General features: G+C 58.8%; 10 protein-coding genes and 2 pseudogenes. 9 read left to right on the forward strand and 3 right to left on the reverse strand.

Annotation, left to right across the window (positions count from 1 at the left end):
* Positions 1 to 289: 289 nt before the first annotated feature.
* Entirely contained in the window at positions 290 to 2,098 is a 1,809-nt protein-coding gene (locus tag ACXX83_RS11535; protein WP_458548522.1) for a S8 family serine peptidase, read from the reverse strand.
* A gap of 350 nt (positions 2,099 to 2,448) precedes the next feature.
* Between ACXX83_RS11535 and ACXX83_RS11540 the strand changes: the two genes are divergently transcribed.
* The 7 genes from ACXX83_RS11540 to ACXX83_RS11570 all read left to right on the forward strand — a co-directional run bounded on the left by ACXX83_RS11540 (position 2,449) and on the right by ACXX83_RS11570 (position 9,949).
* Positions 2,449 to 2,802, forward strand: coding sequence for a hypothetical protein (locus ACXX83_RS11540; RefSeq protein ID WP_015095341.1), 354 nt, complete (start codon positions 2,449 to 2,451; stop codon positions 2,800 to 2,802).
* Between the two features lie 286 nt (positions 2,803 to 3,088).
* The gene (locus ACXX83_RS11545; RefSeq protein WP_015095342.1) at positions 3,089 to 4,048 is read left to right on the forward strand and encodes an AAA family ATPase; all 960 of its coding nucleotides are present in this window, start codon (positions 3,089 to 3,091) and stop codon (positions 4,046 to 4,048) included.
* Between the two features lie 5 nt (positions 4,049 to 4,053).
* Positions 4,054 to 4,998, forward strand: coding sequence for a DUF58 domain-containing protein (locus tag ACXX83_RS11550; RefSeq protein WP_458548523.1), 945 nt, complete (start codon positions 4,054 to 4,056; stop codon positions 4,996 to 4,998).
* Complete coding sequence (locus ACXX83_RS11555) at positions 4,995 to 5,489, forward strand: DUF4381 domain-containing protein (protein WP_015095344.1); 495 nt, start codon at positions 4,995 to 4,997, stop codon at positions 5,487 to 5,489. Before ACXX83_RS11550 ends, ACXX83_RS11555 begins: the two co-directional genes overlap by 4 nt.
* Positions 5,482 to 6,564, forward strand: coding sequence for a vWA domain-containing protein (locus ACXX83_RS11560; protein ID WP_458548524.1), 1,083 nt, complete (start codon positions 5,482 to 5,484; stop codon positions 6,562 to 6,564). Before ACXX83_RS11555 ends, ACXX83_RS11560 begins: the two co-directional genes overlap by 8 nt.
* Positions 6,561 to 8,300 (forward strand): VWA domain-containing protein, encoded by a 1,740-nt coding sequence (locus ACXX83_RS11565; RefSeq protein ID WP_217835354.1) that lies wholly within the window; start codon positions 6,561 to 6,563, stop codon positions 8,298 to 8,300. The genes ACXX83_RS11560 and ACXX83_RS11565 overlap by 4 nt, the downstream gene beginning before the upstream one ends.
* Positions 8,297 to 9,949, forward strand: coding sequence for a BatD family protein (locus tag ACXX83_RS11570; RefSeq protein WP_217835355.1), 1,653 nt, complete (start codon positions 8,297 to 8,299; stop codon positions 9,947 to 9,949). Before ACXX83_RS11565 ends, ACXX83_RS11570 begins: the two co-directional genes overlap by 4 nt.
* A 12-nt stretch (positions 9,950 to 9,961) precedes the next feature.
* Here the strand turns inward: ACXX83_RS11570 and ACXX83_RS11575 are convergent, their stop codons facing one another.
* Positions 9,962 to 11,539 (reverse strand): ATP-binding cassette domain-containing protein, encoded by a 1,578-nt coding sequence (locus ACXX83_RS11575; protein ID WP_458548525.1) that lies wholly within the window; start codon positions 11,537 to 11,539, stop codon positions 9,962 to 9,964.
* A 344-nt stretch (positions 11,540 to 11,883) separates the two neighbouring features.
* Here ACXX83_RS11575 and ACXX83_RS11580 point away from each other — a divergent pair.
* Both ACXX83_RS11580 and ACXX83_RS11585 read left to right on the forward strand, forming a co-directional pair.
* Positions 11,884 to 12,059, forward strand: a pseudogene (locus ACXX83_RS11580) (metallophosphoesterase); the annotation flags it as partial.
* A 1-nt stretch (position 12,060) separates the two neighbouring features.
* Positions 12,061 to 12,201: pseudogene (locus tag ACXX83_RS11585) on the forward strand (hypothetical protein); the annotation flags it as partial.
* A gap of 23 nt (positions 12,202 to 12,224) precedes the next feature.
* On the opposite strand, the gene ACXX83_RS11590 reads toward ACXX83_RS11585, so the two are convergent.
* Positions 12,225 to 13,031 (reverse strand): hypothetical protein, encoded by an 807-nt coding sequence (locus ACXX83_RS11590; protein WP_458548526.1) that lies wholly within the window; start codon positions 13,029 to 13,031, stop codon positions 12,225 to 12,227.
* Between the last annotated feature and the right edge of the window lie 13 nt (positions 13,032 to 13,044).

The following is a 13,044-nucleotide window of genomic DNA, read 5'->3' on the forward strand; positions in this document are numbered from 1 at the left end:
CGCATCGAACAACACTAGCAGTCGTACAGGAAAATGACGGATTTGCACCCGCATTTACGGGAACTTCGTACCAGAAATGACCGGAAACACACTGATTGTTCGCTACATGAGCATGGCCGTTCGGACGAGCAGAGTTTTTTTTTGGGGGGGGAATGAGGCTTGTTGGCGTCAGGTGCAGTGATCAACGAAGATGAGCGGGTCAAAAGTGCCAGTGAGCACGGGGCCTTCAGTGCCCACTGGCGGTTCAAGATTTCGGCACAGACAACAACACTGCCCTACAAGTACCTTGTTATGGGCAATCGACCCCTGGCAGCCAAGGCTGTCCATTCGGAGCTGAGTAGATATCCGGTCGCTGGCCACGGCTCCAGTGGTGCTGTTTGTATTTTTTTCCCTCGAACGCCACTTCTTCTCCTTTGACTGCATAAATTTTCTCCACATCCCAGATCGGGATATCGCCGCACTCACCGCCCCCGGCAGATGCTTTGATATTGAGATGTTCAGTTAGCGTAATGGTATGCGTGCCATCAGAAACGGCTACAGAAAGGGTACCTCTAGTATCCGCAGTGACTGTCGGCGCTTTGAAGGACATCGATTGCGTATCACCTCTCGAAGGCTCGAATCCGGTGGCGGTCCAAAGATAATTCAGGGGCTTGTTTGCTGGAGACCCCGCATAGACATGTGCGCTGAATGTCTCGCCCGATGCTACTTCCTCTGGCACGGCAAGCCGTCCTGTAGGCGGTTTGTCCTCCAACATTTTCCTGATTGCGACTTCCAGATCGGGTTGAACGCCTATTTCTGTACTATCGCCATTGATCTGCGGGTAGCCTGTTTCGACAAGGAGTTTACGGAGTTCTTTCGGTGGAATATTGCCTAGCCCCTTGGCGCGGGCTACTCCTTGTAACGAGGCAACAACACCGGCAATGATTGGGTTCGCTGAAGAGGTGCCGCTAAACGTATGCGTATAGCCCGTGGTTGGATTGTTCACACTCCATGTCGTCGTTGTGACATTGTAACCCCAACTAAACAAATCGACGCGACTTCCATATTCGGAATAGCTCGCTCTAAGGCCAGTCTTTGGATCAACAGCACCCGCATAAATTGCACCACTATCGACAAGGGTACGATCAAAATAACCTTTGAAAAATGGATGATCCAAATTGATATTGCCATTTGCAGCCGCCAACACAGTATGCACACCTTTCTCTTGAACAAGATAAGAAATAATGTCGCGCACTGGCCTATAATATTCCAGGGGCATATAACATTTTGTTGCGCACCCCACCGCCTCAAAAGGCGTGTAATTATAGTGCACACCCAATTGCACAACATCTCCCGCATTCAACTTCTCCGCCAACTGAAGCAGTCTATCCGTACCCCATTGCAAATAACCCAACTTGGTATGGGGAACAATCCCGGTAGTGCCAAAACCATTTTGCTGTGATGCAATAATGCCTGCACTGGCCGTGTCATGAGCGCCTGTTACGGCCCCGACATCAATTTCCAGATTAGCTTTTGGTAAATCAACATGTTCCTCCGCCCATCGATTTACTTCTGCGGAGACCACTTGCATATCGCGGCCTTTGCCACCCAAAACTTTCCAGGCTTCAACCGCGTTCACGCCACCAATCTTATAGGGGGCTACTGTAGCTTTGCCTTGCAGGTAGTTTTGTTGACCCGTGAAATCAGGAATATTTTTGCGCGCGAGCTTTTTAATAGGCTTACCATTATCTTCATGCATCCCTTCTACACGTGGCTCAAACTCGGCGCTTTCGACCAAAGAATTCTGTCTTAATTTATCAAGCAATGACTCAGCCTGATTTTCAGTCAGTTTATGGGTATCAACCATGAAGTAACGATCCAATCGATGTCTCTGCAGCGCCTGTATCTGAGCATTGGTTCTCTCTCGGGAAACTGGAACCAGCGGCCGCATATCAGGCACAAGAAGCTTGAGTGTCTTTAACGATTCATCATGACTTTCCGAAGATAAAACACCGCGCTTAACCAATATCATTACACGCGAATAATCAGGAGCGGCCGCATTCACCAGCAAAGGCAACGAAACAACACAAAACAACATAGCGCCCAGCCATTTATTCATCGACCTCATGTCTACACCTCGCAACTGTTGCAAAAATCAATAAAGCACTTTCCAGCAACACCAGCACTGGCCCATGCAACACAGAACAAACTCGACTGCTATTCATTGATTGCTCGGCCCACAGTGAATGCTGCAAACCGAAGAGTGGCTACTGTCAAAAATAACAGTGCCGACGACTGGTCACACTTATCTAATCCTTGGTACTTACACTGAAGACAACTGCACAGAGACGTCTCGTTGTTGTTGCTATCGCTACGCAAAAGGGCCTGTAGCCGAGCAGGATTTTTTAAAGGCTGGCAGAATTGTGCCCTTGTCTGTCTTCGCAGCGCTCGTTGAGCCAGGAAATCCCCATGAAAATGAAAACCGCCCTCTTGATCGTCAACCCATGCGATGACGAAGAAGACAACATGGCCATGCTTTGCTGCCATAGCGACAAGGGCGAAATGTTCCTGATGAGCCGTTACCCGGATGAGGACGAACTGGAAATCACCCTCGACGGCGAACCCTCGACCCTGGAGGGCGTGAAAGTCACCCTTAGCCCTTCCCTGTTGAAGATTGAAATTGCGGCGGCAGATGCTGATGTGCTGAATGGGGATGATGTACTGGAAATCACCTTTGATGCCGACATGACAGATCTGTCTGAGGTGGATGAAACCTTGCAGAACATTCTCAAGGGTACTGGCACCTATATCAGCCAGATTTGATGGTGCCTTAGCGGGCGCCTTCGCGAGCAGGCTCGCTCCCACAGTCGACCGCGCTCTTCCAACAAGAATGCGATCAAATGTGGGAGCGGGCTTGCTCGCGAAGAGACCCGAAAGAACACCACCAGCCTGAAACCCGTAGAAAGTTCCTACAACGATTGCCAGCCATTTCCTGCACTTTGCACAAAATGCCGTTAGTCGCCGCCCCCCGCGATGGATTAAAGTAACGCCCCCAGCCCTGGCGCATTTTCGAACGTCCTCGGCCACCCTTTTGCAGGAACAGTCATCGATGGAACATCGTGAAGCGCTGCTCGCGCTGCGAACCTTTCTTTCAACGCAGATTCTCGGCCAGGAAAAACTCATCGAGCGCTTGCTCATTGCCCTGCTCGCTGACGGCCACATGCTGGTCGAAGGCGCCCCTGGCCTGGCCAAGACCAAGGCCATCAAAGAACTCGCCGAAGGCATCGAGGCCCAGTTCCACCGCATCCAGTTCACCCCCGACCTGTTGCCGGCCGACATTACCGGTACGGAAATCTACCGCCCGGAAACCGGCAGCTTCGTGTTCCAGCAAGGGCCGATCTTCCACAACCTGGTACTGGCGGACGAAATCAACCGCGCCCCGGCCAAGGTTCAGTCGGCCTTGCTCGAAGCCATGGGCGAGCGGCAAGTCAGTGTCGGGCGCAGCACCTATGAGCTGTCGCCGCTGTTCCTGGTGATGGCCACGCAAAACCCCATCGAGCAGGAAGGTACCTATCCGCTGCCGGAAGCCCAGCTTGACCGGTTCCTGATGCACGTGAAAATCGGCTTTCCCGATGCCGCTGTTGAGCGCCGGATTCTGCAGCAAGCCCGTGGAGAAGCCCTGAACGGCGAAGCGAAGCCTGAGCGTCGGGTTACTCAACAGACGATTTTTGTCGCGCGCAAGGAAATCCTCGGTTTGTACATGGCCGACGCCGTGGAGGAATACCTGGTGCAGCTGGTCATGGCCACCCGCATCCCGGCCAAGTTCGACCCGGAGATGGCCGAGTGGATCGCCTATGGTGCCAGCCCTCGCGGTTCGATTGCCCTGGACCGCTGCGCCCGTGCCCACGCCTGGCTGGCCGGCCGCGACTTCGTCAGCCCCGAAGACATCCAGGCCGTGCTGTTCGACGTGTTGCGCCATCGCATCATTCTTTCCTTTGAAGCCGAAGCCGCTGGCATCGATCAGGACCGGGTGGTCCAGCGGATTCTCGACGTCGTAGCCGTCGCTTGACCCCGATGAACGCCAGCCTGCCGCCCGAGCCGGGCATCCGTGTCAGCCTCGCCGACCTGATCGAGATGCGCCATCGCGTGCGTGAAGTGCAATTGTTTTCCACGCCGAGCCAGCGCAGCCCGCTGATCGGCCTGCACCACTCCAAACTGCGCGGACGTGGCGTCGACTTCGATCAGGTGCGGGTCTATCAGGCCGGCGACGATGTGCGCACCATTGACTGGCGCGTGACTGCCCGCACCCAGGAACCCCACACCAAGCTGTTCCACGAAGAACGTGAGCGACCGATCTTCATCATGGTCGAACAAAGCCGCCGGCTGTTTTTCGGCTCGGGCCTGATGTTCAAGTCGGTGCTCGCCGCCCAGGCCGCGAGCCTGATCGGTTGGGCCGCCCTGGGGCACAACGACCGGGTCGGCGGGCTGGTGTATGGCGACAACGAGCACTACGAAATCAAGCCTCGGCGCAGCAAACAAAGCCTGCTGCAGTTGCTCAACCGGCTGGTGCGGGTCAATCAGTCGCTCAACAGCGAAAGCGAGCCGGACCGCGACGCCTTTGGCATTGCCCTGCGCCGTGCCCGGGAAGTGTCGCGCCCTGGCAGCCTGGTGATCGTGATCTGCGACGAACGCGCCCTTTCGGACAGCGCCGAGCAACAGCTGAGCCTGTTATCGCGCCACTGTGACCTGTTGCTGCTGCCATTGTCCGACCCGCTGGACCATGCCCTGCCCGCCGCAGGTCTGTTGCGTTTCGCCGAACGCGGCGCACAACTGGAACTCGACACGCTGAATTTCGATCTGCGCCAGACTTACAGGGCCCTGGCCGAAGCACGTATCGCCCGCTGGGAACTGCTCGCGCAGAAACTGCGGGTGCTGCTGATGCCGTTGAGCACTCAGAGCGAGATGGTCGAGCAATTGCGCGAATACCTGAACCCACAGAAACCGGGGAAAGGCCGATGAGCAGCCTTGATCAACTGCAACCGCTGATATCCCCGCCTCCGGTGGAATTCTGGCCTCCGGCACCGGGTTGGTGGCTGCTGCTTCTCGTGGTGCCGCTGATCGGTCTGGGCCTGTGGAAGCTGCGTCGCTTCATTCCACACAAACGTCCAGTGGTACGCGCCGAACAGCCGCTTGACCCGGTACGCCTTGCGGCCCTGGCCGAGCTGGCACTGATGCCCAAGCCTTACGACGGTGCGCCGGCCGGTGCCTGGCTGCAGCAACTCAACGGCCTGCTCAAGCGTCTGTGCCGCAACCACTATCCTTACAGCCAGAGCCACACCCTCAACGGCCGCAAATGGCTGGCGTTCCTCGACAATCGCTGCCCGGCGGCCGGCCTGACCCGCTGGATGGTGCTCGTGGAAGGCGCCTACAAACCCGAATGCAAACTCGACGACAAGGCCATCGCCGGCCTGACCCAAGCCGTCGAAACGTGGATTCGCAAACATGTTTGAATTCGCCTGGCCGTGGATTTTTGCCCTTGCGCCGCTGCCGTGGCTGATGCGCATCCTATTGCCGGTGGCCGACAGTGGTGAACCGGCACTCAAGGTCAGCTTCCTCAGCGATCTGGAAGGCCTCGCCGGGCGACGCGCCCGGGCCAACCTGCCAGCCTGGCGCCAGCAGGCACCGTTCATCCTGCTGTGGCTGTTGCTGCTGGTCGCGGCGGCTCGTCCGCAGTGGCTCGGCGAACCCTTGCCGATTGCCGCCAGCGGCCGTGATCTGCTGGTGGCAGTGGATGTTTCCGGGTCCATGGATTTCCCTGACATGCAATGGCAGGACGAAGACATCAGTCGCCTGTCACTGGTCCAGCATCTGCTCGGAGACTTTCTCGAAAGCCGCGAAGGTGACCGGGTCGGGCTGATCTTGTTCGGCAGCCAGGCCTACCTGCAGGCACCGCTGACCTTCGACCGCCACACCGTGCGCGTCTGGCTCGACGAGGCGCGCATCGGCATCGCCGGCAAAAACACCGCCATCGGCGATGCCATCGGCTTGGCCCTCAAGCGCCTGCGCTTGCGTCCGGCCACCAGCCGCGTGCTGATTCTGGTGACCGATGGCGCCAACAATGGCGGTGAAATCGACCCCCTCACCGCTGCGCGACTCGCCGCCAAGGAAGGCGTGAAAATCTATCCGATCGGCATCGGCGCCGATCCCGAGCAAAGTGGCACGGTCGGCTTTCTCGGCGTCAATCCGAGCCTGGACCTGGACGAACCGTCCCTCAAGGCCATCGCCGAGGCCACGGGTGGCCAGTATTTCCGTGCTCGCGACGGCAAAGAGCTGCAGGCCATCAAGGACACCCTTGACCAACTGGAGCCCGTGGCCCAGCAACCCACCCAGGCCCGCCCGACTCAAGCGTTGTACCACTGGCCACTGGCCCTGGCGCTTTGGTTGAGCATGCTCCTGGTGGCCCACGTGCTCTGGCCGGACAACCCCTTGCAACGCCTGCTTACCAAGGATCTGTTCTTGCAAACCCAACTGCTGCCTGACTGGCGCCAGCGTCTCAAACGCCTGCGCCTGCGGAGGCGTCGATGAGTGCGCTGTGGCCGTACTGGTTCCGCCCCTGGTGGCTGCTGTTGCTGCCGGTGCTTGGCTGGTTGCTCTGGCAACTCTGGCACCGCAAGAAGCGCGCCGGACGCTGGCAAATGATTCTGCCACCGGCCTTTCACGCCGCACTGCTCAGTGGCGGCAGTGGCCGTGACAGTAAACTGCCCTGGATCGCCCTCGGTCTGGCATGGCTGTTGACCGTGCTCGCCCTGCTCGGTCCGGGCTGGCAGCGTGTCGAGCAGACCAGCCAAAAGCCCGCCGACCCGCTGGTGGTAGTGCTCGAACTGACCCCGGAAATGCTTGCCACCGACGTCATGCCCAACCGCCTCGAACAGGCTCGACGCAAGTTGTTCGATCTGCTGCAGATTCGTAGCGACGCGCAAACCGCCATCGTCGTCTACGCCGGCAGTGCCCACACGCTGGTACCGCTGTCGGATGATCTTTCCACCAGCCGCAATCTGCTGGACGCACTGAAACCGTCGTTGATGCCAGAGGCCGGACATCGCGCCGATCTGGCAGTGACCAAGGCCCTGGCACTACTCGAACAAGCGGCGCTGGGCGACGGCCGGATCCTGCTGATCGGTTCGTCCTTGACCGAACAGGAACGGCTGGGCATTCGTCACGCGCTCAACGGCAAATCGACTCAATTTCTGATGCTTGGCATTGGCACCGCCGAAGGCTCGCCCATCACCCAGGAGGACGGTAGTTTCCTCAAGGATGAACAAGGGGCCATTCTCGTGCCGCGTCTGGACGAGCCAGGCTTGAAAAGTTTTGCCAACGACCTGGATGGAGGCTTTCGCCAGGCACGCCTGGACGATAGTGACTTGCATGCCCTTGGCCTGTTCGACGGCCCACGCCACCTGCGCAACGACGGTCAGACCCTGCGCCTGGACACTTGGGCCGATCAGGGTTACTGGCTGTTGCTACCGCTCCTGTTGCTTGCGGCCTGCGCGGGACGTCGCGGCTGGCTGCTGTGCCTGCCGCTGCTATTGGCGTTGCCTCAACCGAGCTACGCCTTCGACCTCGCCGACCTGTGGTTGCGTCCCGACCAACAAGGCGTGCACCTGCTCAAACAAAAGCGCCCCGCCGAAGCCGCCCGGCGCTTCGAAGACCACCAGTGGCAAGGCGTGGCGCTCTATGAAGCCGCAGACTATGCCGGCGCCGCCGAGCGGTTCGCAGAAGGCAACAATGCCCACGCCCACTACAATCGGGGCAATGCCCTGGCCAAAAGCGGTGAGCTGGAGGCGGCCCTGGACGCGTACGAACAAGCTCTGGAACGTCAACCGGATTTGCGCCCGGCGCTGACCAACAAGGCGCTCGTGGAGGAGCTGCTCAAGCAGAAAAACAGCCCGCCCACCCCGGAACCGGATCGCTCCGCCAGCGACGAACCCCAGGCCATGCAACAACAGACTCCACCCGGTGTTTCATCGCAGTCTACGAACAGCGGCGAGCCGCAGGCGCAACAACCGCCGGCCGACTCCAACACCGCGCAACCGCCGGTGTCGCCGCCCAGACCGGGGGCCAATGAAGTGCCCGGCAGCGAGTTGGGTGACGAACAGCACACCACGCCGCCCCTGCGCCCGGCCACCGACAGTATCGAAGGTGAACAGCGTCAGGCACTGGAGCAGTGGTTGCGGCAGATCCCGGATGACCCCGGTGAGCTGCTGCGGCGAAAATTCTGGTACGAACAGCAGCAACATCAGGATCAGGAAAAAACTCGATGACCCGCTTCACCGTTTTATTGCTCGCGCTGATGCACGGCCTGTTGTTCTGCACTGTCCAGGCACAGGCTGCAGAGCTGGCCGCCAGTGTGGACCGCACTCGCCTGAGTTCAGGCGAGACGGTCGAGCTGACCCTGGAGTCCACCGACGTGACACAGTTCGGCAAACCCGACCTGACACCCCTGGAGCCGTTGTTCGAAGTGCGCGGCACCCGCCAGGTCAACCAGCTGAACACCCTCAGCGGCGAGAACCAGGCCGCCACGCGCTGGATCATCACCCTCCTGCCGCGGCAAAACGGCAGCGTCGTGATTGCGCCCCTGCAACTGGGCGAACTGCAGAGCCAGCCGATCACCCTGCAAGTGGTCGAGAGCGAAACACCGGACACCCCGAACAAACGCGCCCCGGTGTTCATCGATGCCAGCCTCGATCAAACCAGCGTGTACGTTCAGGCCCAGGCCGTCCTGACCCTGCGCATCTACCACTCGGTGTCGCTGTACGACGACAGCAGCCTGCCACCCTTGCAGATACCTGATGCACGCATCGAACAATTGGGCGACTCACGCACCTACGAAAAAGACATCGATGGCCTGCGCCACGGTGTGATCGAAATGCGCTACGCGATCTACCCGCAACACAGTGGCGAACTGATCATTCCGGCACAGATCTTCAACGCTGCGCTGGTCGACGCACAACCGGTACAGGACAGCGCCGCCCAGGGGCCGAAATCCGGCAAGCTGATGCGCGTCACCTCGACCGAACTGCTGTTGACGGTCAAGGCCAAACCCACCACCTGGCCGGACGATGCACCCTGGCTGCCTGCGCGCAGCCTGACCCTGAGCGAAAGCTGGAACCCGGAACCGGACCACACCCAGGTCGGCGATTCACTGACCCGCAGCCTGACGGTGACGGCCGAAGGCTTGTCCAGCAGCCAACTGCCACCGCTGCCCGGCACCGATGTCGGCGGGCTGCGCCGCTACCCGGATCAACCGGTGTTCGGCAACCAGAACAGCGAACGCGGCCTGGTCGGCAGCCGTGAAGACCGCGAGGCCCTGGTGCCGACACGGACCGGTGCCATCGAGCTGCCCACCGTCGACGTGGTCTGGTGGAACACTTTCGAAGACCATCTGGAACACAGCAGCCTGCCTGCCCGCACGCTACACGTGGCGGCCAACCCGAGCCTGGTGGTCGACACCCCGGCCGGCGCGTCTGCGGTCCAGGCCAGCGCCGACAGCGAAGCCCTGTGGCGCTGGAAACTCAGCACCTTGTTCCTGGCCTGCACCACCCTGCTCGGCTTCGGCCTCTGGTGGCGTGGCCGCTGGCAACCGGCGGTGGCGCGCACCGCCCAAACCGGCCCGAGCCCGCGCACCGTACTCGACGACCTCAAGCGCGCCTGCCTGGCCAATGATTCCCACGCCACCCGCCAGGCCCTCGACGCCTGGGCCCGGCAACAACCGGAAACCCTGGCCGACATGGCCGCCCGCTTCGTGCCCCTGTCCAATGCCCTCGACGGCTTGAACGGCGCGCTCTACAGCGAAACCGGCCAGTACTGGCAAGGCGACGAGTTGTGGCGGGCGATCAAGGCGATCCCGATGGCCGAACGGGTACAGGACCCGGTCGGTGACAGCGGGTTGCCGCCGCTTTATCCGAAGTGATTGTTTTATTCTTTAGAGATGAAACTCAGCATCCAGATGAATCGCGTGTAAAAAAGCGCAATCGTGAGAAACCACGATCAATGCCCCTTGGTATTGATCAAGCATCTGCTCCAGCGCCATTCGACTAGGCAGATCCAAATGGTTATCCGGTTCGTCCAGCAACAGCAATTGCGGTGGACGCTGTGCATACAACTGCGCAGCGAGCGCTATTTTCAGGCGTTCGCCGCCACTCAACTGACAGGTCTTGAGCACCGCACGGTCTGCATCAATTCCCATCTGGGCCAGGCGGGTCCGCGCCTCGGCCTCAGGCAACTCAGGATTGCTCTCGTGGAGCCATTGCACCGCCGTGCGTTCGGGGTGCTGCAACCCGGCGTGTTGATCCAGCCAGCCGATATGGCAACTGCGCATGAGTTCGCCTTCGCGCACCGGCAATTGGCCGGCGATCACCCGCAACAGCGTCGACTTGCCGCTGCCGTTGGCGCCCAGGATTGCCATGCGCATAGGCCCGGTGAGCGTCAGATTGATCGGTGCCGCGTAACCGTACGGGAGAATGACGTCATTGAGCTGCACAACCAGCTTGCCATTGGGCACTACGCTTTCCGGAGACAGCATCATGCGTTGAATGTCAGGCGCACACCGTGCCCTGGCCTCGGTGATTCGTTGTTGCTGCTGTTCCCGGGCCAACTGCTGGTTCAGGCGCAACTTGCCCTGGCTGTTTTCGCTGCGTTCTTTCTGGGCGTTGGTGATGAGCTTGGTCTGATTACCATCGCGAGCCTGACGGTCGCCACGGGCATTGCGTCGCTGCTGACGCTCCATCTGTATGACCATCTCGCGTTGCTCGCGTTTGGCCTGCGCCCGCTCACCTAGTAATGCCGACTGGAACGCCTGCTGCTCCTGCTCGCGCGCCGCCGCATACTGACTGTAGTTGCCGCCATAAGCCGCCAGCCCCAATGGCGACAGCTCGACGATTTCGTCCATGTGCTCCAAAAGCCCTCGGTCGTGACTGACCAACACCAGGCCGCTCGGCCAACGATCGATCTGCTGCGCGAGCTTGTGTTGCTGATCCCTATCGAGGTGGTTGCTGGGTTCATCGAGAATGAGCCAGTCGGCTCTGGAGAGCCATGCCCCCAGTAGTGCCACCCGCTGTCGCTCGCCACCACTGAGTGCGTCGGTACGGGAGTCGGCGTTCAAATGACCCAGCCCGATCTGCGCAAGCTGCGCCTCAAGACGAGTGGCACAGTCCCATTGGTCGACCGCCAGCGCATGGTCGTCATCGTCGACGCTGCCTTGGGCAATGCGATCCAGCGCCGCCAGAATAGGGGCGACCCCGGCCAGCGCGGCAACGCTGGGATAGCGCTCCGGTTCCAGTAACTGCGCAACAGAGTAAACCCGCCCTTCGCGACGGACGATGCCGCTGGTGGGCTGTTGCTCCCCCGTCAGGAGCCGGCCAAGCAAGGACTTGCCACAGCCATTGGCGCCGACGATCCCCGTGGCCCTGGGACTGAAGGTGTGGTTCAAGTGATCGAGCAACACGCGCCCGTCGGGCAGGTTGAAGGACACTTGATCAAGCTGAAGTAACCGTTGAGTCATGACACTTCCTTATGCACTCGGCCCGATAGGCACTGGACTACTCCCTGATGGTGCGTAACAGCATGCCCGCCCTGATAGACGTCGAAAGATCTTGTGTCACCCTCTACACCAGACGTCCCGAGGGCCAATGTACCTCGACCAAGCGTACCCCTCTACCAACAACAAGATCGAAAGATCGCAGCCTGCGGCAGCTCCTACATGGGACATGCGCATATCCTGTAGGAAATGTCGCAGGCTGCTTTTTTTGCCTTCTGCATTCCCGCCCTTTTACCAGTAAACTCTCCCCCCTTTTCGCCGCCTTCATTTTTCACGCGGCCATCACCTATTTTGTACCGGAGTCCGCCTTGCGCTTGTTTCACACCTCCGACTTGCACCCGGGGCATAACCTGCACGACCAGGATCGCGATTTCGAACATGGCTGATTGAGTAGCTGTTGCGCCAGCTGAAACTGGATCAGCAGGATGTGCTGTTGATCGCAGGCGATATCTTCATCGCGGTCAATCCGCCTGTCAAAGCTCAGCTTGAACGACGTGCTCTACAGCGAAACCGGCCAGTACCGGCAAGGTGACGAGTTTTGGCGGGCGATCAAGGCGATTCCGATGGCCGAACGGGTACAGGACCCGGTCGGCGACAGTGGGTTGCCGCGGCTTTATCCGAAGTAAGGAAACCAGGCATTTTTGCAGGATCACCAGTAACGATCGAAGTGGTTCATATCTACAGATCCTCTGCGGAATGACCCTTTTATCGGATCTGATCCGAAGAACTCTGATCTTGTCGCTACGTCATCGCGATCTGTCGACCCCCCTTGCGGTTTCGCCGTGAATGCTTGCGGTTCCGCTCGCTGAATATTTTTAGGCTGCACATGAATCAGAAAATCAAATTCACCATCTGAGTTTTTGATTTTTTCCACACTGACGGCTTCCAGATCGAAATCTTCGATTATTCGCCTTGTACTTTTTCCGTTCGGTGTTTTAGTGAAAAAAGCCGTACTTAAATCGTCCAATTCATTTGCACTGCTTTCCGTATTGGTGAGCGCTGTAAAATTCAGAACATTTTCCCTTTTTATAATCGAGGGTAACCTACCAAAAAAACCAAGCTGATTAGCGACAACCTCATACTGATACCGCGCAACATCGCTAGCATAAAACCCAAGTACACCGCCAGCGTCCATCTTGTCACTTCGCGGAGGCTTGGTTATATAGTTTTCTTTGAAAACCCAGATATCTTCGCGAAATTCATTCACAAACCAACTTTCATAGCGATGACCGCCCTCATCATGGAAGTATGTAGAACTGATTAAATGAGACTCAGGATGAACGTCCGGCCGTTCAAATTTTTCCTGTATGAAGCGCTGTGCCGCTTGACTTTTTTGGTCCAACTGGTCAAACCTCGCCTTCAGATTCGGATGTTGGAAAGATTGGCTCACAGCATCCGGAAAGCCCGGCTTCAAACCATCGATGTCAGTGAGTGACGTGGGTCGATTCTCGACCATCGCATAGAGATTC

The organism is Pseudomonas sp. GNP012 (assembly GCF_054343835.1).